We start from the raw sequence: 22,121 nt of genomic DNA, 5'->3' as shown, positions 1-22,121 counted from the left end.
GCCGGTCATGGTCGCACGCGGTCGCCTCCCGAACCACTGATGCGGACGGCGTCGGCCCACGCGGACACCCAGCCCGGCAGGGTCAGGTCGCGGGGTGCGCCACCGGCGGCGGCGAGCAGCTCGTCGGGCCGGACCGTGCCTCCAGTCCGGCGGAGGAACCGGGCCTGCACGACCGCCCGGGCCACGACGTCCCCGTGCCGCGTGAACGTCTGCTCCATGTACACCGCCCGCTCGTCCACCCCGAGTACCCGCGAGCGCAGCTCGAAGCGCTGCCCGAGCGTCAGCGACCGCTTGTAGGTGATCGTCTGTGCGGCCACGACCGGGTACCAGCCGCGCGCGCCGACCACCTGCCAGAAGCCGGAGCGCAGCATGAGGTCGAGTCGGCCGAGGTCGAGCAGCGACAGGTACTTCCCGTTGTTGACGTGCCGCAGCGGGTCCAGGTCGGTGAGCGTCACGCGGAACGGCGTCCGCGACTCGTCCCACAGCGACAGCCGCCGCCGGGACAACCGGATGCGCAGGGTCAGCAGCAGGAGCCGGAAGGTCAGGTTCACGGGGTCGATCCGACCACCACCGGGGCCGCGGCGCGAGGAGGTTGGAGGTTCCCCACCACGACGGTGCCGTCGCCCGCCTCGACCTTGCCGTTTCCCGCTCCCCGCCGCCGCTTCCCGCTCCGCGGTGCATTCCCGTCAGACGGGCACGGTCAGGGCCTCCCTCCACGACGACCCGGGCGAGTACACCGGGACCTGCAGACAACGGACCTGATGAAAGGACCACGCATGCAGACACGCTCCCTCTCCGACCTCCAGGTCGGCGCGATCGGCCTCGGCACCATGGGCATGAGCGCCTTCTACTCCGGCGCCGGCTCCGACGACGCCGAGTCGATCCGGACCATCCAGCGCGCCATCGACCTCGGCGTCACGCTCTTCGACACCGCCGAGGCGTACGGCCCGTACACGAACGAGGAACTCCTCGCCGAAGCCCTCAAGGGCCGTCGCGACGAGGTCGTCATCGCCACGAAGTTCGGGCTCTACCACCACGAGGCCGACGAGCAGACGCCGACCCAGACCCGGGCGATCTCCAGCGCCCCCGAGTCCGTCCGGGTCGCCCTCGAGGGGTCGCTCCGCCGCCTCGGCACCGACCACATCGACCTGTACTACCAGCACCGCGTCGACCCGGCCGTCCCGATCGAGGACGTCATCGGGCAGCTCGCCGGGTTCGTGCAGGAGGGCAAGATCCGCCACATCGGGCTGTCCGAGGCCTCTGCCGCGACGATCCGCAAGGCCCACGCCGTGCACCCGATCACCGCGCTGCAGAGCGAGTACTCCCTGTGGACGCGCGACCCGGAGGGCGACGTGCTCGACACCCTCCGCGAGCTCGGGATCGGCCTCGTGCCGTACTCGCCGCTCGGCCGCGGGTTCCTCACCGGCGCGATCACGAAGCCGTCCGACCTCGGCGAGGACGACTTCCGTTCGGCGAACCCGCGCTTCCAGGAGGAGGCCTTCGCGGCGAACATGCGGATCGTCGACGCGGTGAAGGGCATCGCGGACGAGGTCGGCGGCACCCCCGCCCAGGTCGCCCTCGCGTGGCTGCTCGCGCAGGGCGACGACATCGTCCCGATCCCGGGCACGAAGCGCGTCACCCGGCTCGAGGAGAACGTCGGCGCGGCCGACGTCACGCTGTCGGCCGACCAGGTCGAGCGCCTGTCGGCGCTGCCGCTGCCGACCGGGGACCGCTACCCCGACATGTCGAGCATCGGGCGCTGACCCTCCCGCAACACGCAACGGAGGCGGTCCCACACAACGCGATCGCGTTGCGCGGGGCCGCCTCCGTTGCGTTCTGCTGTCAGTCGCGGGGGTGTCGCCGCCGTGCACGATGGGCGGCAGCGAGGTACGCACCGCTGCCCGCCGCGGTGACGCCGATCATCGCTCCCCCGAGAGTGGCTTGTGCAGTGCCGATGAGTGGAGCCGCGACCGCGGCTCCACCGATGACCAGCGCGGTCGCGATGCTCCCGGCGACCAGCGGATGGACGACGAAGCGGCGGACCTCGCGACGGGTCACAGGCACTTCGGGCCGGGCCGGCCACTCAGGTGGACGCGCATGACATGCGTTCCGCAGCGGATGCCGTGTGTCGTGATCGCGGTCGAGGCCAGGACGACGGCGACCGTCGCGACGGCGCACACCGCGGGACCGAGCAGACACAGTCCGTAGTTCGCGGCAGCGGCTCCTCCACCGATGATCGCTCCCTGGTCGTACGAGTTGAAGTCGAGGTACAGGCCGTTCCTGTCGCTGCCGGCTCCCGCGGCGAGAGCCACGGAGGCCCACCGTCTCGTTCTGGACATCGTGTTCCTCTCTTCGACGAGACCGACGTCAGCCTCAGCGCCAGAGTGGCGCACCGAAGGGTGGAACACAACATGGATATATTGCTCATGTCCGCCGTCAGACCTCGGCTGCGAAGGCCGCGACGCGCAGCTGCAGGTCCTCCATCCGCCGGAGGCGCGCGGCCTCGACGTCGTAGCCCTCGTACGCCGGCGGCGGGGTCGTCCGGACGTTGCGCGAGCACTGGAAGTCCTGGCAGGCCAGTGTGCCGACCGTGTTGCCCTTCCGGCCGGACGACCCCGAGCGCTTCGCGGCGTAGAAGACGACGTCGTTCGGCAGCTTCACGTCCTGGCACCACGAGCACTGGGCCCGGGACCTGGGCGAGGCCTCGGCCTGCCGGAACAGGATGCCGACGAGGTCGCCGTCGAGCGTCGCGACGACCACGTAAGCGCGGCGGGCGGTCTTCGGGTCACGCCACCCGAGGAAGGTCAGGTCGTCCCACACGACGGCGTCGAGGTCGGGGACGGTCATGTCGGCGAGTTCGCGACGGGAGGCGTTGACGAAGGAGGCACGGACGGCCTCCGGGGTGATCGGGAGCATGGTGAGCCTGTCGTTCTGGCACCGGCGCAGTGTCGTGCGTCAGCGGTGCGGTCGTTCAGAGGGGTCGATGACGGCGCCGTGTCGGACGACACGGCGGGGGCGTCAGGCCCTGATGCCGGCGCTGGCGCCGACGACCTCCTCGGAACGGGTGCTCACGTCCTCCACCCTACGGTCGCGCGACGACGAGCACCAGCGACCCCTCGTAGGACGGCTGCACCCGGAGACGGCCGTGCCGGGCGTCCCACGAACCGTCCTCGATCGCGGTGCGGAGCGCGTTGACCGAGCGCGCCGCCGTCATCTCGTCGACGAACGCCCACGCCGAGTTCGCCTTGCGGGCGCCCGGGTCGAGGAGCCGTTCCGGTCGGCCGTAGTACGCCTCCGAGAACCCGTCGACGCACGTGAACGGGATCGGCAGGCGCGTGGTCGTGACGTCGCCACCGAGGGCAGCGGTGATGCGGTCCAGGGACGGGTAGCGGCGGGCCTCGGTCGCCATCACCTCGGCGGCGTACTCGGCCAGCCAGAGGTCCTCGACGCGGGTGGGATCGCAGGTGAGCAGGACGACCGGGCCCCGGGTGACGCGCCGGACCTCGGCGAGACCGCGTTCGAGGTCCGCCCACTGGTGCACGGAGAACGTCGCCATCGCCGCGTCGAAGGCGTCGTCGGCGAAGGGCAGGTCCTCGGCAGACGCGTCCACGGCCTCCGGCAGGTCGCCCGGACGCTGTGCCCGCATGGTGGCGGAGGGCTCGACGGCGGTGACCTCGCGGTCCCGCGGCTCGTACGACCCGGCACCCGCTCCGACGTTCAGCACGGTGCGGGCCTGCCCGAGTGCCGCCCGGATCGCCCGTTCGAACGACGGTTCCGGCCGGCGGTACCGGGTGTACCCGTCGCCGATGGTGCCGTAGTCGGCGTCCCCGGCCGATCCGTCCGCAGTCCTCGTCACGCCGTCAGCCTACGGCGGCGGACCCGCGCCGCGACCGGTCGGAGGCGGAGCCTCAGTCGACCGACTCGGACGACCGTGACGCCGCCCGCTGCTCGGCGAGCTCGGTGGCCGCCCACGTGCCGAGCAGGGAGAGGGATCGCTCGGACTCCGACCCGGGGTCGGCTCCGTAGGTGAACACCGTGAGCCCGGGGTCCGCGACGAGGTCGAGCGCCTCGAACGACAGCTCGAGGTCGCCGACGATCGGGTGGTGCAGGTGCTTCCGGCCGGAGCGGTGCACGTGCACGTCGTGCTCGGCCCACCACGTGCGGAACTCCTCGCTCTTCACCGACAGCTCGCCGACCAGGGTCATCAGGCCCGGCTCGCAGGGGTTCGAGGCCGCCGTCGTCCGCAGCACGGCGACGGCATCGCGGGCGGTCTGTTCCCAGCGCGGGAAGAAGTCGCGGGCGGCCGGGTCGAGGAACGCGAACCGGGCGGTGTTGACCGGACGTCCGGTCCCGGCGAAGACGGGCGCGTAGAGCGCGCGGCCGAGGGTGTTCGTCGCGACGATGTCGAGCCGCTCGTTGCGGATCCAGGCGGGTGCCCCGGTGATCGCGTCGAGGAGTCGCTGCACCGCGGGGCGGACCGACGTGGGCACGGCGCGGTGGGTGCTCTTCACGCCCGCGTTCGCGAGGCGGGCGAGGTCGGCCAGGTGGGCGCGCTCGGCCTCGTCGAGCTGGAGCGCGGTGGCGAGACCGTCGAGCACGCCCTCCGAGACGCCCTTCAGGGTGCCGCGTTCGAGCCGCGTGTAGTAGTCGACGCTGACACCGGCGAGCATCGCGACCTCGTGACGACGGAGGCCCGGGACGCGCCGGGTGCCGCCGCCGAAGGACGGCATACCGGCCTGGTCGGGGGTGAGGCGCGCTCGCCGGCTGGAGAGGAAGTCGCGGATCTCGTTGCGGACGTCGATACCCATGACGCCAGGCTACGGGGCGGAGCCGGGACCGGTGCGGGTACCGCCGGTGCCGGCCACGGCGGCGCGACGCGGTGACCGCCGGACGGGAGGCCCGACTCCGGTCCGGTGTCGAGCCTCCCGTCCGGCGCTGGTCACCCCGCGGCCTCGGCAGCCGCCGCGACGGGGACGGCGCTGATCCGCACGCGGGAGACGCGGTGACCGGCCATGGCGGTCACCTCGAGCCGGTGTCCGGCCACCTCGACCAGGTCGCCGACGCGCGGGACACGGTCGAGGGCGACCTGCACCAGGCCGCCGACGGTCTCGTAGTCCCCGTCGGCCGCGAGGTCCTCGAGGACGAGTGCCCCGTCGACCTCGTCGTGGCGGGTCGGGGTGCGGTCGTCGTACTCGTCGCGGATGGTCCCCACCAGGTCCTCGAGCAGCGCCTCGAGCGTGACCATGCCGGCGCTGCCGCCGTACTCGTCGACGACGAGCGCGATCTGGTGGCCGTCGGCGCGCATGTCCGAGATCGCCCCGGTCAGCGACTTCGTCTCGGGCATCGCCAGCACCGGGCGGACCACGGTCGCGACGGCCGCGCCGGGGTCGGTCGGTCGCAGGAGGTCCCGGAGGTGCACGAACCCGACGACGTCGTCCCGGGACCCGCCGGTGACGAGGTACCGCGTGTGGCCGCGGTCGATCGCCTGGTCCGTCGCCCGGGCGAGCGGCAGGCCCGCGTCGAGGACGTCGACGTCGAACCAGGGCCGCATGGACTCGCGGAGGATGCGGTCCCCGGCGTCGAGGGCGCTGCGGGCGATCCGGCGGCCCTGCGCGTCGATCGCGTCGTGGTCGGTCACGAGGCCGCGGAGTTCCTCGGTGCTCATCGACTCGCTGCGGGCGTCGGGGTCGCCGCCGAGGAGTCGGACGACGGCGTTCGTCGACGTCGACAGCACCCAGATCACGGGGCGCATGAGCACGGCGAACCGGTCGAGGGTCGGTGCGACGAGCATCGAGAACCACTCGGCGCGCTGGAGGGCCAGCCGCTTCGGCACGAGTTCACCGAACACGAGCGAGAGGTAGGCGATGACGAGGGTCATCGCGACGAGGGCGACGGCTTCGGCAGCGCCCTGCTCGAGCCCGAGCCCGGTGAGGAGCGGGGCGACGTCGGGCGCGATCGACGCGGCACCGTACGCGGCCGAGAAGAACCCGGCCACCGTGACGCCGATCTGGACCGCGGACAGGAAGCGGTTCGGGTCACGGCCGAGTGCGGCGACGCGTGCACCCCGGGACCCGCGGCGTTCGAGCTGCTGCAGCTGGGATTCGCGGAGCGAGACGAGGGCGATCTCGGCGGCGGCGAACACACCACCGACGAGCACGAAGAGGACGACGAGTCCGAAGGCGATCCAGGTGTCGGCGCCCATCAGCGGGGCTGCGCGGAGTGGGACGCCTGCGGCGACGTCGGGTGGGCGGGCGGTCTGTGGTGATCGTCCATCCTGTGATCATGCACAGGGAGACTGGGACGGTGCCGCGGGGCGGCTGTGCCGTCGCTGTCCGCCGCGGTCGTGGCAGCCCGACAGGGGACGGGACGGGATCTAGAGCGGTTGCCCGGTGTGCGCGGCGATCCACGCTGCCGGGTCGATGGGGAGCGTGCCGTCCATCAGGACCTCGAGGTGCAGGTGTGCCCCGGTCGAGACCCCGGAGGAGCCGACGCTGCCGATGAACTGGCCGGGCTCGACGCGGTCGCCGACCTGCAGCGGGGAGGAGCCGGGGATCATGTGCCCGTAGAGGGTCGAGACCTTCCGACCGTCCACGACGTGGTCGATGATGACGGTCTCGCCGTACGAGAAGTACACGCCCGAGACCCGGACCGTCCCGGCGGCCACCGCCCCGATCGGCGCACCCATGCCGGGGTTGAAGTCGAGGCCCTGGTGCAACGACGAGCACGCGCCACAGGGAGCCGTGCGGTACCCGAAGCCGGAGCTCATCCGCACGGGACCGGGGAACGGCGAGCGGACCGCGCCGCCGTACGTCACCGAGGCTCCGGGCTTCGCGTCGGCCGCGGCGACGCCACCACCGACCGTGAAACCGTCGCGGCTCGTGCTCGCCAGGGCGACCTGGGTGACGGCGAAGTCCTGGGTGGTCACGGTCGGCGCGAGCGTCGAGGTCGCGACGGAGGGACCGGTGCCGGCGTGCGCGGGCATGGCGGAGGCGCCGAACATGACGAGGGCGGCGACGGCGCTCGTCACCGTGAGGCTGCTCGCCCGGGCGGCGCGACGGGGGCTCCGGGGGGTCGGGGCGGCGACCGCGGCTGTCCGACGCGGCGCGAGTGCGACCTGCCGACGCGGAACCCGGCGGATGCGGGTGTCGGCGTGGCGCTCCGATGCGGGAGCGGCGACGTGCGGCCGCTCGGTCCGGCCGCTCTGCTCGGTCCGGCCGGTCTGCTCGGTCCGGCCGGTCTGCTCGGTCCGGCCGCTCTGCGCAGCGCCCGCCGCCTGCTCGACCTGCTCGACCTGCTCGACCTGCTCGACCTGCTCGGTCTGCCGGGCCCGCGCGGCCCGCTCGGCGGCGAGGGCAGCACGGCGGGTCAGGTGCACGACGGGCGTGCTGCTGGGGTGGTCTGCGTCAGGGGGAGTCATGGCCGCAGCCCATTCTGCACGAAGCTGTCCGCTTGTACAGCCCCTCTTCCGACACCCTGCAGTGTCGCCGGTGGCCTCCGGCGCGGTGGGGTGGCAGCCGGCCCCGCTGGGAGTCGACCCGGCGGACACGGGCGATCCGGGCCTCCCGGCCGGTCCGTCAGTAGGGTCGGGGGAAGCGACGGAGAGGACCCCTCATGGCCCGATCGCCGCGGGAGCGGCACGAACCCATCGACCTGCGGTCGGCGGAGGTCGTGCTCGCCGGTACCCAGGACCTCCTCCCCGTCCTCCGGTCGGCGGCCGTCCGCGCCGGGGTGGACGCGGCGCGCATGCGGGTGGTCGGCGTCGACGACGTGCCGGACCTCGACGGCGAGGCGGACGCCGAACTGGCGGTCATCGCGATCCGTCGCTCCGGTGACGACCCCGCGTTCCTCCGCGCGCAGGAGACCGCCGAACGGCTCGCCCCGTTGCTCCGACCCACTGCCGTGCGCATCGTCATCACCGTGTCGGGCCGGACCCGGCTGGTACCGAAGCTCGAGCGCGCCCTCACGGCGGAGGTCCTGCACCAGCTCGGAGCGGCCACGGCGGTGTCCGGCTTCCGGCGGCCGTTCCGCAACCTGCGGACCCGGCTCGGGACCGCCGGGCTGCGCACCGCCGGGCTGCGGGTCTTCCGTCTGACGGTCTGACGACCGGGAGGCCCGTGGCGCCTCCGCCGGCACGGCCGCCGTCCACAGGCGGGCGCCTGGCCGACAGTTTCCCCAGCGTCGGTGTCTTGACGTCGAGACATCTCGCGCCGCGAGTAGCGTGGGGGGGCACGGACCGCGCGAACAAGGGAGTACCCGCCAGCATGGCCAAGATCATCTACACGCTCACCGACGAGGCCCCGTTCCTCGCGACCCACTCCTTCCTGCCCGTCATCGCGTCCTTCGCGAAGACCGCGGGTGTCGAGGTCGAGACCCGCGACATCTCGCTCTCGGGACGGATCATCGCCCAGTTCCCGGAGCGGCTCACCGACGAGCAGCGCCTGGACGACGCCCTGGCCGAGCTCGGGGAGCTGGCCGGGACGCCCGAGGCCAACATCATCAAGCTGCCGAACATCTCGGCGTCGATCCCGCAGCTCAAGGTCGCGATCGCGGAGCTCCAGGCGCAGGGCTACGACCTGCCGGACTACCCGGACGAGCCGACCACGGACGACGAGCGCGACGCCCGCGCCCGGTACGACCGCGTCAAGGGCAGCGCCGTGAACCCGGTGCTGCGCGAGGGGAACTCGGACCGCCGGGCCCCGCTGTCGGTCAAGAACTACGCCCGCAAGCACCCGCACCGCATGGGTGCGTGGCGTGCCGACTCGAAGACGAACGTCGTCACGATGGGCGTCGACGACTTCCGGTCGAACGAGAAGACCTGGGTCGCCCCGGCCGAGGACACCCTGACCATCACGTACGTCGCACAGGACGGCACCGAGCAGACGCTCGGCCAGCCGATCCCGGTGCTCGCCGGAGAGGTCGTCGACGGCACCGTGCTGCACGTCGCCGCGCTCGAGGCGTTCCTGCGGAAGCAGATCCAGCGTGCCGCGGACGAGGACGTCCTGTTCTCGGTGCACCTCAAGGCCACGATGATGAAGGTCTCCGACCCGATCATCTTCGGGCACGTGATCCGCGCGTTCTTCCCCGACGTCTTCGCCCGCTACGGCGCAGACCTCGCCGCGGCCGGGCTCACCCCGAACGACGGCCTCGGCTCGATCCTCGCCGGGCTCGACGCCCTGCCGAACGGCGCCGAGATCAAGCAGGCGTTCCAGGACGGCATCGACGCCGGCCCCGACCTCGCCATGGTCGACTCGGACAAGGGCATCACGAACCTGCACGTCCCGAGCGACGTCATCGTGGACGCGTCCATGCCCGCGATGATCCGCACCTCCGGCCACATGTGGGGCCCGGACGGCGAGGAGCACGACACCGTCGCCGTCATCCCGGACTCGAGCTACGCCGGCATCTACCAGGCCGTGATCGAGGACTGCCGCGCGAACGGCGCGTTCGACCCCGCCACCATGGGCTCGGTGCCGAACGTCGGTCTCATGGCGCTCAAGGCGGAGGAGTACGGCTCCCACGACAAGACCTTCGAGCTCCCGGGCGCCGGTGTGGTCCGCGTCACGAACGCGGCCGGCGAGACCGTCCTCGAGCACGACGTCGAGCAGGGTGACATCTGGCGCGCCTGCCAGACCAAAGACGTCGCCGTGCGTGACTGGGTGAAGCTCGCGGTCACCCGTGCCCGCGCCACCGGCTCGCCCGCGGTGTTCTGGCTCGACGAGACCCGTGCGCACGACGCCGCGCTGATCGGCCTCGTCCGGACGTACCTGCAGGAGCACGACACCGACGGCCTGCAGATCGAGGTCCTGTCGCCCGAGGACGCGATGCGGTTCTCGCTCGAGCGCATCCGCCGCGGCGAGGACACGATCTCGGTCACGGGCAACGTGCTCCGCGACTACCTGACCGACCTGTTCCCGATCATGGAGCTCGGCACCTCGGCCAAGATGCTCTCGGTCGTCCCGCTCCTCGGCGGTGGCGGACTGTTCGAGACCGGTGCCGGCGGGTCCGCGCCGAAGCACGTGCAGCAGCTCGTGCAGCAGAACTACCTGCGCTGGGACAGCCTCGGGGAGTTCCTCGCGCTCGCCGTCAGCCTCGAGCACCTCGCCGGGGTGACCGGCAACGCCCGGGCGAAGGTCCTCGCGGACACGCTCGACCGCGCCACCGGGACGTTCCTCGACGAGGACAAGTCGCCCGGCCGCAAGCTCGGCTCGATCGACAACCGCGGCAGCCACTTCTACCTGGCGAAGTACTGGGCCGAGGAGCTCGCCGCGCAGACCGAGGACGCCGAGCTCGCTGCCGCGTTCCAGGGCCTCGCCACGACCCTCGCCGAGCAGGAGGACACGATCGTCCACGAACTCGTCGAGGTGCAGGGCCACCCGGCGGACATCGGCGGGTACTACCGGCCCGACGACGCCAAGACGAGTGCGGTCATGCGCCCGTCGGCGACGCTGAACGCGGCGCTCGCGAGCCTGTAGGCGCGGTCCCACGCGGACGGGAGGCCCGGCGCCGGCTGGCACCGGGCCTCCCGTCCGTCCGCGCTCGGCGGGTCCGCTGATCCGGTGCGGCCCGACGCGGACTCCGGCGCGGAAGCGACAGTCCGCGGGGATCTTTCCGCGCGCACCTGTCGCTTTCGCGACTCGGTCCGCACGCGATCCGGCCCGCGCGCGACCCGGCCCGCGTGCGAGCCGGCCGGCGGCCTGCCGTCAGCGGGACGGCACCGGCGGACCGAGCACGAGCAGCACGCCGAACACGGCCGCGACGAGCACGACGCCGACCACGGCCGCGAGCACCGGGTGCCGCACCACGAGGAACAGCAGCCGGTCGAGCGGCCCCGGTCGTTCCCCGGCCGACGGCCGGCGACGCCACGCGCCGTCGAGCATGCCGCGCCGGGCGACCGCGACCTCGAACGGCAGCGTCGTGTACGGCACGACCGAGCTGAGCCACCCGAGGGCCGTGGCGCCGAACGACCAGCGCTGGTTGACGGCGACGACGGTCGTGGCGACGAGGTAGGCGAGGAACACGAAGCCGTGCACGCCGCCGCCGACGCGGACCGGCCAGTCCCCGGCGCCGAGGCCGTACTTCAGCAGCATGCCCACCAGGAGCATCGTCCAGGTCACGAGTTCCGCGATCGCGAGGCCGCGGAACAGGGATCGAGGCGTCATGCCGACCATCGTGGCGGACTCCGCTGAGGGACAGCACGACGCCCCGACCGTGGTCGGCCGGGGCGTCGTGTGGTTCCTGGTCAGCGTCGGACGGAGACGACCTGCTGGAGGTCGTTCACACCGGTGCCGGCCTTCCACGTGCCGACGTTGGCGGTCTGGATCGCGAAGTCCGGGTTCCGTGCGATCGACCGCTCCGGAGCGGGCAGCGCCAGTGCCACCCGCCAGGTACCGGACGGGACCCGCGCGAGCGAGGCGGTGACCGTCGCGGTCGTCCCGGGCTGCCAGGACGACGCATCCGCACGGACGGGGACGGTCACGCGGCGGTGGCCGTTCGTCAGCACGAGCTGCACCGGACGGGGGTTGTACGGCGCAGCCCAGCCGTCGTTGCGGACCGACACCGACACCGACGCGTGCTTCCCGGAGGTCACGGTGCTCGACGTCATCGTGAACCGGTAGCCGAGCTTCTTCGCGGCGTCCGTCATGCCCGCATCGCCCCACGACGCCAGGACGGCCTGGTTGTAGTCGAGGTTCAGGTAGCTGTAGTGGTACTTCGCCATCTCGGCCGAGGCGGACGGGTACTCCGACCGCGGGGCGTTCACCGCGCAGGTCTCGCCACCGACCGGGACGTACCGCGACTCAGCGGCCAGGTAGTCCTGGTCGAGCGACAGCGGATCGGTCAGGAACGTGCCGAAGTCGTCCGGCGAGGCGAGGAAGCAGTCGTTGTGGTGGCCGATGCGCGACGCCGCGGAACCGTCGTGCGCCTGGGCGGGAGTGAGCGCGCCGGCGGTGCCGGACGGCGTGCGGAGGGCGTCCTGCTTCATCTGCATGGTGCGCACCTGGATGGAGCGGCTCGACGGCAGTGCGGCGAGCTCGGCCTCCACGACCTGGCGCCTGGCGTCCTTGTCCGCCTCCGTCAGCACGCCGGGGTTCGCCGGATCACTGGCGAAGTGGTCCGTGTAGTAGCCCTCGCCCCAGAGGCCGATGAACCCCTCCTGCAGCGTGGGGATGACGTCCGCGTTCCGGCGGAGGGTCGGCGTGAGCTGCTCGATGTGCGCGAGCACGGTGGGCAGGTCGGCGTCGCCGTACGGTGCCGAGTACGGGTAGTCGCCGCCCTGCACGTAGGCGAACCGGGTGATCACGCCGATGCCGGCCGCGCGGGCGGTGTCGTAGTCGCGCTGCACCAGGCGGAGCCAGGCCGGGCTGAGGCGTCGCTGGTCGGCGAACGCCTCCATGTAGAACACCCGGACGATCTGCGTGACGCCCTCCGACCGGTAGCCGCGGAGTGTGGCGGCGTCGAGCGGGGTGTAGCCGCTGCCGTCGGCGCGGTAGTGCGTCGCGGTGGTGTGGTCGAACCCGCGGGAGGGGTTCGGGATGACCGCGTCGCTCGCCGTGTACGTCACGGTCGAGCTGGTCGGTGCCGGATGATGGTGACCGCCGTGCGGCGACGCCCACGCGTTCGTCGGCACGGCGAGAGCGATGACGGCCGCGAGTGCGGCGGTGGTGATGGTGCGGTGCTGCATCGGACGAGCCCCTGTCCTCGGCGCGGACGCTGATCGGCACCCCCTGGTGTCGACGACTGCGCGGATGTGATCAAAAAGTAGGCCAAACGGTCAGGAAAGACCAGCACGAGCTCGTCGTATCGATTCGACCGGAATCTCGGTAGCGTGGAGGCATGTCGCAGACGACTGATGCATCGAAGACGCTGCGCGTGGGGGTGGTCGGCCTCGGTTTCGCCGGGACCACGCACCTCGACGCATTCACCGCACTCCCCGGCGTGGAGGTGATCGCCCTCGCCGGACAGGAACCCGAACGGCTCCGCGAACTCGCGTCCAGCCGAGGCGTCCCGAACGCGTACGCCGACTGGCAGGACCTCGTGGCCCGCGACGACCTGGACATCGTCTCGATCGGCGTGCCGAACAGCCTCCACCACCCGATCGCGATCGCCGCACTCGAGTCCGGCAAGCACGTGTTCTGCGAGAAGCCCCTCGCCACGACCGGTCAGCAGGCGCAGGAGATGGTCGACGCGGCCGTCCGCAACGACCGCGTCCTCGAGGTCGCCTACAACCACCGTCGCCGTGCCGACGTGCAGTTCCTCGCGACGCACCTGCGTGGCGGGCAGACCGCCGGTACCGCCGTCGACGCCACCGACGACGGCGCCCTCGCCGAGCCGGGCACCGGCCCGATCGGGGACGTCTACCACGCCCGCGCGAGCTGGATGCGCCGCGCCGGCATCCCGGGCATCCGCAGCTGGTTCGTCAACAAGGAGACCGCGGGCGGTGGTCCGCTCATCGACCTCGGCTCGCACGTGCTCGACATCGCCCTGCACCTCATGGGCGAGCCCCGCGTGGTGACCGCCAGTGCCGTGACGTACAACGAGCTCGGCCGTGCCGGTCGGGGCGGGAGCGACCGCGACCCGGTGTCCGCCGCCACGGGCCGCCCGTTCGACGTCGAGGACTTCGCCAGCGCCCTGCTCCGCTTCGAGAACGGCGCCAGTCTGCTCCTGCAGGCGTCGTGGGCGAGCTACTCGAAGGACGTCGAGGACATCGAGGTCGAGCTGCTCGGCTCGACCGGCGGCGCGCGGCTGTTCGTCCGCGACTACGCCACCGAGGGCACCGTGACCCTGTACTCCGACGAGCAGGGCGTCCCGACGGTCACCCGCCCGGGCGTGCAGGTCCCCGCGGGTCACCACCAGCGCGTCATCGAGGAGTTCCTCGCCACCATCCGCTCCGGTCTGCACGACGGGCACCACGGCGAGTTCGCCCTGCACCGCAGCCGCGTGGTGGACGCGATCTACGCATCGGCGCAGGCCGGGCACGAAGTGGAGGTCGTCCGGTGAACATCGTCGTCTGGAACGAGAACGTCCACGAGACCCGCGGCGACGAGACCGTCCGCGAGCACTACCCGGACGGCATCCACGCGGTCGTCGCCGCCGGCCTGGAGGCCCGACTCGCCCCCGGCGCGGACGGCGCCGACGGCTCGCACCCGGCCCACGGCCAGCACGCGTCGACGCACACCGTCACGACCGCCACGCTGCAGGAGCCGGAGCACGGCCTGACCGAGGAGCGGCTCGCCGACACGGACGTCCTGTTCTGGTGGGGGCACATCGCCCACGACCAGGTCGCGGACGAGGTCGTCGAGCGCGTCGTCCGCCACGTGCACGCCGGCATGGGGCTCGTGGTGCTGCACTCCGGCCACTACTCGAAGCCGTTCACCCGGCTGATGGGCACGACGTGCTCGCTGAAGTGGCGGAACGACGGGGAGCGGGAACTCGTCTGGACGATCGCGCCCGACCACCCGATCGCCGCCGGGGTCCCGCACCCGATCGTCATCGACCGCCAGGAGATGTACGGCGAGTACTTCGACATCCCGCGCCCCGACGAGGAGGTCTTCCTGTCGACGTTCGCCGGCGGCGAGGTCTTCCGCTCGGGGGTCGCCTACCGCCGCGGCCTCGGCAAGGTGTTCTACTTCTCGCCCGGCGACCAGGAGTACCCGGTGTACCACCACCCGGACATCCAGCGGGTGCTGGCGAACGCCGCGCAGTGGGCGGCACCGACCGGACCGCGTCGGCAGCTCACCGCCGACCCCCACCCGAGGGACTGGTTCACGGACGAGGGAGCGCGTAGACAGGGCGTGTGAGCACACCGCAGGACGCCGAGCACCGCACGGCATTGGTCGAGGCGCTCGGCGTCCTCGGTGCCGGGCCCGAGGAACGCTTCGACCGGATCACCCGGATGACGCACGAGGCGTTCGGCGTGCCGTTGACGTTCCTCAACCTCGTCCACCACGACCTCGTCACGACGCAGTCGACCTTCGGGTGGAACCAGGGGTCGAGCGTGCCCGCGAGTGAGCAGTTCTGCGCCACCACCGTGCTCACCCCGGCGCCGATGGTGATCCCGGACACGACCCTCGACGAGCGGTTCGCCCACACCGCTGCCGTGGCCGAGCTCGGCATCCGGTTCTACGCGGGCGCGCCGCTGTCGATGGACGACGGGACCCGCGTCGGGACGCTCTGCATCATGGACGCGCAGCCGCGCGCGTTCTCCGACGAGGACCTCGCGCTGCTGCGCGACCTGGCGCACTGGGCGGAGCGCGAGCTCGGCCACGCGCTCGAGCGCGACCGTCTCGGACGGGTCCGGACCGGCCTGGTGCCCGACCCGGTGGCGGTCCCCGGACTCGAGCTCGCGACGGTGACGGCACGACGTCCGGACGGCGGCGGTGACGTCGCCGACTGGCGGGTCGCGGCGGACGGGACCCTCGCGGTCACGGTCGGCACCGTCGCGACCGGCGGTGCGGCCTCCGCGCTGCTCGCGGCGACCGTCCGCGGGGCACTCGTCGCGCGGGTGGACGAACCGCTCGCGTCCGCACTGCCCGGCCTGGAGGCCCAGGTCGCCCCCGACCTGCGGGTCGCGGACGCGGTCGCCCGGCTCGTGCACGCCCGGCTCGACCCGACGTCGGGCCACGTCGACGCGGTGGACGCCGGGCTCGGGACCGCGCTGCTCGTCCGGTCGGACGGAACGCACCGGGCGCTCCCGTCCGCGCTCCCGCTCGGGGTCGGCGGTGCGGCAGAGGAGCACCCAGTGGTGGCGCTGGACCTCGCCGTCGGTGACCGGCTCGTCGTGTCCTCGGACGGCCTGACGACGCTGCCCGGGTTCGCGACCCTCGACGAGGTCGCTGCGGCGGTCGCCGGTGCGTCGGACACGGCGGCCCTGGTCGACCGGGTCCGCGGACTGCTCGGGGACGAGGACCCACCGACGGACGTGACGCTCGTCGTCGTCACGCGCCGGAGGACCGCGGAGTAGCCGACCGCCTGACGGCACGCGATCCCGTGCGCCCGGACCGACCCGTGCACACGGACCGGCCAGCGCACCCGGATGCCTCAGCGGACGGTGCGGCGCGGCCCGTCGGTGAACGCGGCCACGAGCAGGGTCGCGAGCAGCCCGAAGCCGGTCAGGACGACGCCGAGGGCCGCGAGCTGCCAGTAGGCGCTCCCGACGTGCTGCGGCTGCGTCAGGACCTCCGGCCACCACGGGTCGAGGAACGGCACGGACCCCGGGAACGGGTCGAGCCCGAACATCGCCAGGCCACCGAGGAGCATGAGGACCCCGAGCGCCGCCATCGTGCCGCGCCGCCGTCCGAGCGCGCGGACGACGAGCGCCGCACCCATCCCGACCAGCCCCACGACGGCGATCGAGAACGCCACCACGAACACCACCTGCGGCACGAGGGCGAACCAGTCGAGCACGGCGATCGGCACCAGCAGCCACCGTCCGGTCCTGGCCCACCGCGCGGGCTCCCGCCAAGCATGCATGGCGGCACGGTACGACACGAACCCGGACGACCGCCGGGCTAGCATCGCGTCGTGCCCACGCCCGAAGCCGAGGTCGAGGTCGACGTCCCGCTCGTCCGGGCGCTGCTGGCCGACCAGCACCCGGACCTCGCCGACCGCCCACTCACCGTCGTCGCGAACGGCTGGGACAACGTCCTCCTCCGGCTCGGCCCCGACCTCGCCGTCCGGCTGCCCCGGCGGGCCGCCGCGGCCACGCTGGTCGAGCACGAGCAGCGGTGGCTCCCCGGGCTCGCCCGTCTCGTCGGCGGGGTCGTCCCCGTCCCGGTCCCCGTCCGCACCGGTCGACCCGGCTCCGGCTTCCCGTGGTCGTGGAGCGTCGTGCCGTGGTTCCCCGGCGTGCCCGTCGGCGACCGGACCGGCAGCCCGTCCGTCGCCGGGACGCTCGCCGCCTTCGTGGCCGCACTGCACGTCCCCGCGCCGGCCGACGCACCGGCCAACCCGGTGCGCGCCGTCCCGCTGCACACCAGGACCGAGGCGGTCACCGAGCGGCTGTCGTCGCACCCCGTACCGCGAGCCGTGGAACTGGCCGCGCTCTGGCGGACGGCGGCGGACCTACCCGGCCACGCCGGGCCTCCCGTCTGGGTGCACGGCGACCTGCACCCGTTCAACCTGCTCGTCACGCCCGGCCCGGTCGGCGACCGCCTGTCCGCCGTCGTCGACTTCGGCGACGTGACCGCGGGGGACCCGGCGGTCGACCTCGCCACCGCCTGGCTCACCTTCGGCCGGGAGGCCCGGGCCGACTTCCGACGTCGGGTCACCGCGCAGGACGCCAGCCTGGACCCGCACACGTGGGGCCGGGCGCGTGGTTGGGCCGTCTCGATCGCCTCGGCGCTCGCCCTGAGCGACGAGGCGTCGTCCCGCGCGGTCGCACGGCGGGCGATCGACGCCGTGGTCGACGACTGACCGACCGGCCCTCCGGTTCGCGCACGACCGTCGGGCGGGGGCTACCGCCGCCGCGGGCACGGGGTTAGCGTGCCCCCACACCATCCGTGCACGTGAAGATCGGGAGGGGCCTCATGACCCTCGAGTTCCGCGTCCAGCACGACGTCGCCACCGACGCCGCTCCCTCCTCCCGAGCCGTCCCCGACCGGCGTGGCCGGGTGCGGCGGGTCCTCGACCACCTCGCCGCCCGACGGACCGCCGCACGACTGCGGCGGCTCGAGGCGGAGCAGGCCGAACTGGTGGACCTGCAGCGCGTGCTGTCGGACGCTCGGGCCGTCGTGGAGCGCGGTTGGGTCCAGCACGCGTGGTTCGCCTACCTCGACGACCGCGGACGCACCCGGACCGCGTCGAGCGCCGCCGCCATCGAGGTCGTCGGCCGACCGCTCGTCGGGGCCTGTCTGGTCGGTGCGGTCGTCGACGCGGCCGGCGGCCCGCACGCCGTGCACGCCCAGTCGGTGCAGCGTTCGCTCGACCTGGTGTGGCACGCGCTCGCCGTGCCCGAGGGGTCCCCGGTGACGTGGTGTCCCGCTCCGGACGTCCGGATGGCCCGCGTGCGAGACCTCACCCGGTGGAACGACGGTGGTGACCGGACCGCCGAACAGGTCGCCGGCCTGCTCCTCACGGCCGAGCGCGTCGCCGTGCACGAACAGGCACGGGTGGCCCTGCGGTCGGTCGCGCTCCGGGCAGAGGCCGGCAGGCGCGGATCCGGCCTGTAGCCGACCGTCCCGCCCGATCGTTACCGTTCTCCCAGGGTCCCCGGTACAGCTGTGCCCTCATCAGGGGTTCTCCTCGCGCGTTCCATGGGTGTCCACCCAGGAACGGTCGCCAGCCCGCCGGTCCGACGTCCGCGACCTGCGTAGCTTGGGGCCGTCCGTACCCCGTTCCGTGGGGCGGACAGCCGACCGGAGGGAGCGGAGAACCGGTGTTCCAGTACATCGCCGAGCGATGGGACCAGATCTGGTTCTCGTCCTGGCAGCACTTCTCGCTGGTGGTCCAGTGCGTCGTGCTCGCGACCGTCATCGCCGTGGTCCTCGCGGCGCTCGTCTACCGGATCCCCGGTCTGCGGTCCGCCGCGAACGAGGTGTCCACGATCGGGCTGACGCTGCCCTCCTTCGCCGTCATCGGCCTGCTGCTCGTGCCGCTCGGGTTCGGCGTCGTGCCGTCCGTCGTCACCGTGACGTTCTTCGCCGCGCTGCCGATCCTCCGGAACGCGGTCGTCGGGCTCAACGAGATCCCGCCGGCCGTCGTCGAGTCGGCCCGCGGCATCGGGATGAGCCGCTTCCGCACCCTCGTGCAGGTCGAACTGCCGATGGCGTGGCCGATCATCCTCACCGGCGTGCGGGTCTCCGCGCAGATGGTGATGGGCGTCGCCGCCGTGGCCGCGTACGCGCTCGGCCCGGGACTCGGCACCTTCATCTTCTCCGGGCTCTCCCGTCTCGGCGGCGCGAACTCCCTCAACTCCGTGATCGTCGGCACCGTGGGCGTCGTGCTGCTCGCCCTGGTCCTCGACCTCCTGCTCCTCGGCCTCGGCCGCCTGACCACCTCGAGAGGTATCCGTGTCCAGCACTGACTCCCCGACCACCGCGCCCGACACCGACGTCACCGGCCGGAGCATCCTGCTCGACCAGGTCACGAAGCGGTACCCGGGCCAGGCGAAGCCCGCGGTCGACGGCATCACGCTCGAGATCCCGGCCGGCAAGATCGTCATGCTCGTCGGCCCCTCCGGCTGCGGCAAGACGACCACCCTGAAGATGATCAACCGCCTCATCGAGCCGACCGAGGGCCGCATCGTCGTCGGCGACGACGACGTGACGAAGATCGACGGCGACGAGCTGCGCCGCCGGATGGGGTACGTCATCCAAGCCGGCGGGCTGTTCCCGCACATGACCGTCGCGGCGAACATCGCCGTCGTGCCGAAGATGCTCGGCTGGTCGAAGGAGAAGATCGCCGCCCGCGTCGACGAGCTCCTCGACCTCGTCTCGCTCGACCCGGACACCTACCGCGACCGCTACCCGCGGGAGCTCTCCGGCGGTCAGCAGCAGCGCGTCGGCGTCGCCCGCGCGCTCGCAGCGGACCCGCCCGTCCTGCTCATGGACGAGCCCTTCGGCGCCGTCGACCCGATCACCCGGCAGCGCCTGCAGGACGAGCTCATCCGCATCCAGGCCGAACTGCACAAGACGATCGTCATCGTCACGCACGACTTCGACGAGGCCGTGAAGCTCGGCGACTGGATCGTCGTGTTCTCCGAGGGCGCGCACATCGTGCAGTACGACTCCCCGGAGCGCATCCTCGCCGAGCCCGCGAACGAGTTCGTGGAGAACTTCATCGGGTCGGGTGCCGGGCTCAAGCAGCTCACGCTCACCCGTGTCCGCGAGGTCGGGCTGGCCGACGCCGTGACGTGCTCGCCGGGCGAGCAGGCCGAGGCCGTCCTGCAGCGCATGCGCGAGGCCGGCGGCCACGGGCACGCCGTGGTCGTCGACCGGCGGCAGCGGCCGATCGGGTGGCCGTCGCGCCGCCAGCTCGAGCGCCTCGACCGGATCCCGGAGGGCATCGAGGCGGACCTGCCCGTCGTCTCCGAGGCGTCCACCCTGAACGACGCGCTCGACACCATGCTCGTCTCGAGCGCCGGGGCCGCGCTCGTGACCGGTCGCCGGGACGCCTTCCAGGGCGTCATCACGGTCGAGACGGTCATGGACGCGATCACCCGTACCCGCGCCGCGGCCGCCGAGGACCAGGCGTACACCCCTGTCGGGACGAACACGAACCCCCTCCAGGCGATGCCGAGCAGCGCGGCCGCCGACCTCGGGGACGAGCCCGCCGGGTCCGCCGACGACTCGTTCGACGCGGACTCCGTCCCGTCCGACGGCCGGGACGACCGGTGAGCGACGTCGTCACGGCGTCCCCGGCGACCGGGGAGCGGACGAGCTGGCGCGGGCTGGTCATCCAGCCGGTCGTGATCATCGTCGTCCTCGCCGCGTTCGCGGTCTGGCTCGCCAACGCGGACCTGACCGCGACCGAGCGCAGTACCCTCAACCCCTCCGGGCTGCTCGACCTGGCCTGGCAGCACGTCCTGCTGACCGTCGTGTCGACCGTCATCGTGCTCGTCGTCGCCATCCCGCTCGGCGTCGCGCTGACCCGCGGACCGCTGCGCAAGGCGAGCGGGGCGATCCTGGCGGTCGCGAACTTCGGTCAGGCCGCCCCCGCCGTCGGGCTCGTCGTGCTCCTGGCCTTCTGGCTCGGGTTCACGTTCTGGGCCGCCGTCGTCGCGCTCGTCCTCTACGCGATCCTGCCCGTGCTGCGGAACACGATCATCGGCATCGAGAGCGTCGACGCCCGACTCGTCGAGGCCGGCCGGGGCATGGGCATGAGCGCGGCGTCCGTCCTGCTCAAGGTCGAACTGCCGCTCGCCGTGCCCGTCATGCTCGCCGGCATCCGCACCGCGCTCGTGCTCCTGGTCGGCTCGGCCGCCCTCGCGACGTTCATCGGTGCCGGTGGGCTCGGGCTGCTCATCACCACGGGCGTGAACCTGTTCCTGCCGAAGGTGCTCGTCTCCGGCGCGCTCCTCATCGCCCTGCTCGCCCTGTCCATCGACTGGCTCGGCCGCATCGTCGAGACGTTCGCCCGACCGAAGGGACTCCGATGACCCGCACGGCACGCACCCGCAGCCCGCGACCCCGCCGCCTGCTGACCGCCGCCGCCCTGGCGGGCGTCACCACGAGCCTCCTCGCCGGCTGCGGACTGCAGCCCGCCGCGTCCTTCGTCCCGGCGGCGGCGCCGGGCACGATCGAGCGGATCGACAGCCTGCCCGAGGACGCCCCGCTCACGGTCACGTCGAAGAACTTCACCGAGCAGCTCGTCCTCGGGAAGATCGCGGTCCTCGCCGCCTCGGCAGCCGGCTTCGACGTCACCGACGAGACGAACGTGCCCGGGTCGGTCGCCGTCCGGCAGCTCATGACCTCGCACGACGCCGACATGACGTACGAGTACACCGGCACCGCGTGGCTGACCTTCATGGCCCACAAGGAGGGCATCCCGGACAAGACCGAGCAGTGGCAGGCGGTCAAGGACGAGGACGCCGGCAACGGCCTCACCTGGCTCGCCCCGGCGCCGATGAACAACACCTACGCGTTCGCGGTGCGGGAGGAAGCGGTCGAGGACCTCGGCGGCATCACGAAGCTGTCGCAGATCGCGGAGCTGCCCGCCGACGAGCGCACGTTCTGCGTCGAGTCCGAGTTCAACTCCCGAGCGGACGGCTTCAAGCCGATGCTCGAGAAGTACGGCCTCGATCTCGGTGGCTCCGGCGACAGCGCGGTGGCGAAGGACGCGGTCGACATCCTCGACACCGGAACCGTCTACACGGCGACCGACCGCGGCACGTGCAACTTCGGCGAGGTCTTCACGACCGACGGCCGCATCAAGTCCCTCGGGCTGAGCGTCCTCGAGGACGACCGCGGGTTCTTCCCGGCGTACAACGTCGCCCCGGTGCTGTCGACCTCGACGCTGGAGGAGTACCCGCAGCTCGAGGGCGTCTTCGACCAGATCTCGCCGGAGCTCACCGACGCGGTGCTCCAGGAACTCAACCGCCAGGTGGACGTCGAGGGACGTGAGCCCGCCGACGTCGCGTTCGAGTGGATGGTGAAGAAGGGCTTCATCACGGAGCCCTGAGGTCGCGA

At 72.6% G+C, this 22,121-nt stretch carries 23 protein-coding genes; 12 read left to right on the top strand and 11 right to left on the bottom strand.

All coding sequences use genetic code 11. The features are described from left to right. Positions 1 to 5: 5 nt before the first annotated feature. The gene (locus tag DEI84_RS01215) at positions 6 to 551 is read right to left on the bottom strand and encodes a thioesterase family protein (protein ID WP_110889370.1); all 546 of its coding nucleotides are present in this window, start codon (positions 549 to 551) and stop codon (positions 6 to 8) included. Between the two features lie 225 nt (positions 552 to 776). Here DEI84_RS01215 and DEI84_RS01210 point away from each other — a divergent pair, with 225 nt between their 5' ends. Beyond that, positions 777 to 1,763 (top strand): aldo/keto reductase, encoded by a 987-nt coding sequence (locus DEI84_RS01210; protein WP_110889369.1) that lies wholly within the window; start codon positions 777 to 779, stop codon positions 1,761 to 1,763. 79 nt (positions 1,764 to 1,842) lie between these two features. On the opposite strand, the gene DEI84_RS01205 is transcribed toward DEI84_RS01210, so the two are convergent. From DEI84_RS01205 to DEI84_RS01175, 7 genes are all read right to left on the bottom strand, one after another. Continuing rightward, positions 1,843 to 2,058 carry a hypothetical protein gene (locus tag DEI84_RS01205; RefSeq protein WP_110889368.1) on the bottom strand — a complete coding sequence of 72 codons (216 nt, stop codon included), beginning with the start codon at positions 2,056 to 2,058 and terminating at the stop codon, positions 1,843 to 1,845. Further along, positions 2,055 to 2,339 carry a hypothetical protein gene (locus DEI84_RS01200; RefSeq protein WP_146236262.1) on the bottom strand — a complete coding sequence of 95 codons (285 nt, stop codon included), beginning with the start codon at positions 2,337 to 2,339 and terminating at the stop codon, positions 2,055 to 2,057. The genes DEI84_RS01205 and DEI84_RS01200 overlap by 4 nt, the downstream gene beginning before the upstream one ends. Before the next feature lie 97 nt (positions 2,340 to 2,436). After that, positions 2,437 to 2,916 carry an FBP domain-containing protein gene (locus DEI84_RS01195; RefSeq protein WP_110889366.1) on the bottom strand — a complete coding sequence of 160 codons (480 nt, stop codon included), beginning with the start codon at positions 2,914 to 2,916 and terminating at the stop codon, positions 2,437 to 2,439. Positions 2,917 to 3,082: 166 nt separating this feature from the next. Continuing rightward, positions 3,083 to 3,856, bottom strand: a complete 774-nt coding sequence (locus tag DEI84_RS01190) for a class I SAM-dependent methyltransferase (RefSeq protein WP_110889365.1) — start codon at positions 3,854 to 3,856, stop codon at positions 3,083 to 3,085. A gap of 52 nt (positions 3,857 to 3,908) precedes the next feature. Next, positions 3,909 to 4,808, bottom strand: a complete 900-nt coding sequence (locus DEI84_RS01185; protein WP_110824368.1) for a helix-turn-helix transcriptional regulator — start codon at positions 4,806 to 4,808, stop codon at positions 3,909 to 3,911. Between the two features lie 131 nt (positions 4,809 to 4,939). Beyond that, the gene (locus tag DEI84_RS01180) at positions 4,940 to 6,202 is read right to left on the bottom strand and encodes a hemolysin family protein (RefSeq protein WP_110889364.1); all 1,263 of its coding nucleotides are present in this window, start codon (positions 6,200 to 6,202) and stop codon (positions 4,940 to 4,942) included. 171 nt (positions 6,203 to 6,373) lie between these two features. After that, positions 6,374 to 7,417, bottom strand: coding sequence for a M23 family metallopeptidase (locus DEI84_RS01175; RefSeq protein ID WP_146236261.1), 1,044 nt, complete (start codon positions 7,415 to 7,417; stop codon positions 6,374 to 6,376). Positions 7,418 to 7,611: 194 nt separating this feature from the next. On the opposite strand from DEI84_RS01175, the gene DEI84_RS01170 reads away from it, so the two are divergent. Beyond that, complete coding sequence (locus tag DEI84_RS01170; protein ID WP_110824365.1) at positions 7,612 to 8,100, top strand: hypothetical protein; 489 nt, start codon at positions 7,612 to 7,614, stop codon at positions 8,098 to 8,100. Positions 8,101 to 8,261: 161 nt separating this feature from the next. Continuing rightward, positions 8,262 to 10,472, top strand: a complete 2,211-nt coding sequence (locus DEI84_RS01165; protein ID WP_110889362.1) for an NADP-dependent isocitrate dehydrogenase — start codon at positions 8,262 to 8,264, stop codon at positions 10,470 to 10,472. Between the two features lie 228 nt (positions 10,473 to 10,700). Here the strand turns inward: DEI84_RS01165 and DEI84_RS01160 are convergent, their stop codons facing one another. Then, positions 10,701 to 11,159 (bottom strand): DUF3817 domain-containing protein, encoded by a 459-nt coding sequence (locus DEI84_RS01160; protein ID WP_110889567.1) that lies wholly within the window; start codon positions 11,157 to 11,159, stop codon positions 10,701 to 10,703. Between the two features lie 80 nt (positions 11,160 to 11,239). Further along, the gene (locus tag DEI84_RS01155; RefSeq protein WP_110889361.1) at positions 11,240 to 12,679 is read right to left on the bottom strand and encodes a DUF4832 domain-containing protein; all 1,440 of its coding nucleotides are present in this window, start codon (positions 12,677 to 12,679) and stop codon (positions 11,240 to 11,242) included. 152 nt (positions 12,680 to 12,831) lie between these two features. Between DEI84_RS01155 and DEI84_RS01150 the strand changes: the two genes are divergently transcribed. From DEI84_RS01150 to DEI84_RS01140, 3 genes are read left to right on the top strand one after another with little or no spacing between them, the layout of a single operon-like run. Further along, entirely contained in the window at positions 12,832 to 13,995 is a 1,164-nt protein-coding gene (locus DEI84_RS01150) for a Gfo/Idh/MocA family protein (RefSeq protein ID WP_110889360.1), read from the top strand. Then, complete coding sequence (locus tag DEI84_RS01145) at positions 13,992 to 14,795, top strand: ThuA domain-containing protein (protein ID WP_110889359.1); 804 nt, start codon at positions 13,992 to 13,994, stop codon at positions 14,793 to 14,795. Before DEI84_RS01150 ends, DEI84_RS01145 begins: the two co-directional genes overlap by 4 nt. Continuing rightward, complete coding sequence (locus DEI84_RS01140; protein ID WP_110889358.1) at positions 14,792 to 15,958, top strand: GAF domain-containing protein; 1,167 nt, start codon at positions 14,792 to 14,794, stop codon at positions 15,956 to 15,958. Before DEI84_RS01145 ends, DEI84_RS01140 begins: the two co-directional genes overlap by 4 nt. Before the next feature lie 77 nt (positions 15,959 to 16,035). Here the strand turns inward: DEI84_RS01140 and DEI84_RS01135 are convergent, their stop codons facing one another. Next, entirely contained in the window at positions 16,036 to 16,467 is a 432-nt protein-coding gene (locus tag DEI84_RS01135; RefSeq protein WP_146232822.1) for a hypothetical protein, read from the bottom strand. Between the two features lie 51 nt (positions 16,468 to 16,518). Between DEI84_RS01135 and DEI84_RS01130 the strand changes: the two genes are divergently transcribed. The 6 genes from DEI84_RS01130 to DEI84_RS01105 all read left to right on the top strand — a co-directional run bounded on the left by DEI84_RS01130 (position 16,519) and on the right by DEI84_RS01105 (position 22,113). Further along, entirely contained in the window at positions 16,519 to 17,409 is an 891-nt protein-coding gene (locus DEI84_RS01130; RefSeq protein WP_110889357.1) for an aminoglycoside phosphotransferase family protein, read from the top strand. Between the two features lie 92 nt (positions 17,410 to 17,501). Then, the gene (locus DEI84_RS01125) at positions 17,502 to 18,164 is read left to right on the top strand and encodes a hypothetical protein (protein ID WP_146232821.1); all 663 of its coding nucleotides are present in this window, start codon (positions 17,502 to 17,504) and stop codon (positions 18,162 to 18,164) included. Positions 18,165 to 18,370: 206 nt separating this feature from the next. After that, entirely contained in the window at positions 18,371 to 19,018 is a 648-nt protein-coding gene (locus DEI84_RS01120) for an ABC transporter permease (RefSeq protein ID WP_110889356.1), read from the top strand. Next, positions 19,005 to 20,330, top strand: a complete 1,326-nt coding sequence (locus DEI84_RS01115; RefSeq protein ID WP_110889355.1) for an ABC transporter ATP-binding protein — start codon at positions 19,005 to 19,007, stop codon at positions 20,328 to 20,330. Before DEI84_RS01120 ends, DEI84_RS01115 begins: the two co-directional genes overlap by 14 nt. Further along, the gene (locus DEI84_RS01110; RefSeq protein WP_110889354.1) at positions 20,327 to 21,091 is read left to right on the top strand and encodes an ABC transporter permease; all 765 of its coding nucleotides are present in this window, start codon (positions 20,327 to 20,329) and stop codon (positions 21,089 to 21,091) included. The genes DEI84_RS01115 and DEI84_RS01110 overlap by 4 nt, the downstream gene beginning before the upstream one ends. Continuing rightward, complete coding sequence (locus DEI84_RS01105) at positions 21,088 to 22,113, top strand: glycine betaine ABC transporter substrate-binding protein (protein WP_110889353.1); 1,026 nt, start codon at positions 21,088 to 21,090, stop codon at positions 22,111 to 22,113. The genes DEI84_RS01110 and DEI84_RS01105 overlap by 4 nt, the downstream gene beginning before the upstream one ends. Positions 22,114 to 22,121: the final 8 nt, after the last annotated feature.

This window comes from Curtobacterium sp. MCBD17_023 (assembly GCF_003224415.1).
Taxonomy (GTDB): domain Bacteria; phylum Actinomycetota; class Actinomycetes; order Actinomycetales; family Microbacteriaceae; genus Curtobacterium.
The sequence above is the reverse complement of the archived record's forward strand: the minus strand, read 5'-3'. Positions and strand labels throughout refer to the sequence as shown.

Bases quoted from the DNA above. Each gene is read 5' to 3' on its own strand.
- DEI84_RS01165 (WP_110889362.1), top strand. From the start codon at position 8,262: ATGGCCAAGATCATCTACACGCTCACCGACGAGGCCCCGTTCCTCGCG.
- DEI84_RS01105 (WP_110889353.1), top strand. From the start codon at position 21,088: ATGACCCGCACGGCACGCACCCGCAGCCCGCGACCCCGCCGCCTGCTG.
- DEI84_RS01150 (WP_110889360.1), top strand. From the start codon at position 12,832: ATGTCGCAGACGACTGATGCATCGAAGACGCTGCGCGTGGGGGTGGTC.
- DEI84_RS01185 (WP_110824368.1), bottom strand. From the start codon at position 4,808: ATGGGTATCGACGTCCGCAACGAGATCCGCGACTTCCTCTCCAGCCGG.
- DEI84_RS01195 (WP_110889366.1), bottom strand. From the start codon at position 2,916: ATGCTCCCGATCACCCCGGAGGCCGTCCGTGCCTCCTTCGTCAACGCC.
- DEI84_RS01210 (WP_110889369.1), top strand. From the start codon at position 777: ATGCAGACACGCTCCCTCTCCGACCTCCAGGTCGGCGCGATCGGCCTC.
- DEI84_RS01135 (WP_146232822.1), bottom strand. From the start codon at position 16,467: ATGCATGCTTGGCGGGAGCCCGCGCGGTGGGCCAGGACCGGACGGTGG.
- DEI84_RS01180 (WP_110889364.1), bottom strand. From the start codon at position 6,202: ATGGGCGCCGACACCTGGATCGCCTTCGGACTCGTCGTCCTCTTCGTG.
- DEI84_RS01170 (WP_110824365.1), top strand. From the start codon at position 7,612: ATGGCCCGATCGCCGCGGGAGCGGCACGAACCCATCGACCTGCGGTCG.
- DEI84_RS01200 (WP_146236262.1), bottom strand. From the start codon at position 2,339: ATGTCCAGAACGAGACGGTGGGCCTCCGTGGCTCTCGCCGCGGGAGCC.
- DEI84_RS01155 (WP_110889361.1), bottom strand. From the start codon at position 12,679: ATGCAGCACCGCACCATCACCACCGCCGCACTCGCGGCCGTCATCGCT.
- DEI84_RS01175 (WP_146236261.1), bottom strand. From the start codon at position 7,417: ATGACTCCCCCTGACGCAGACCACCCCAGCAGCACGCCCGTCGTGCAC.
- DEI84_RS01160 (WP_110889567.1), bottom strand. From the start codon at position 11,159: ATGACGCCTCGATCCCTGTTCCGCGGCCTCGCGATCGCGGAACTCGTG.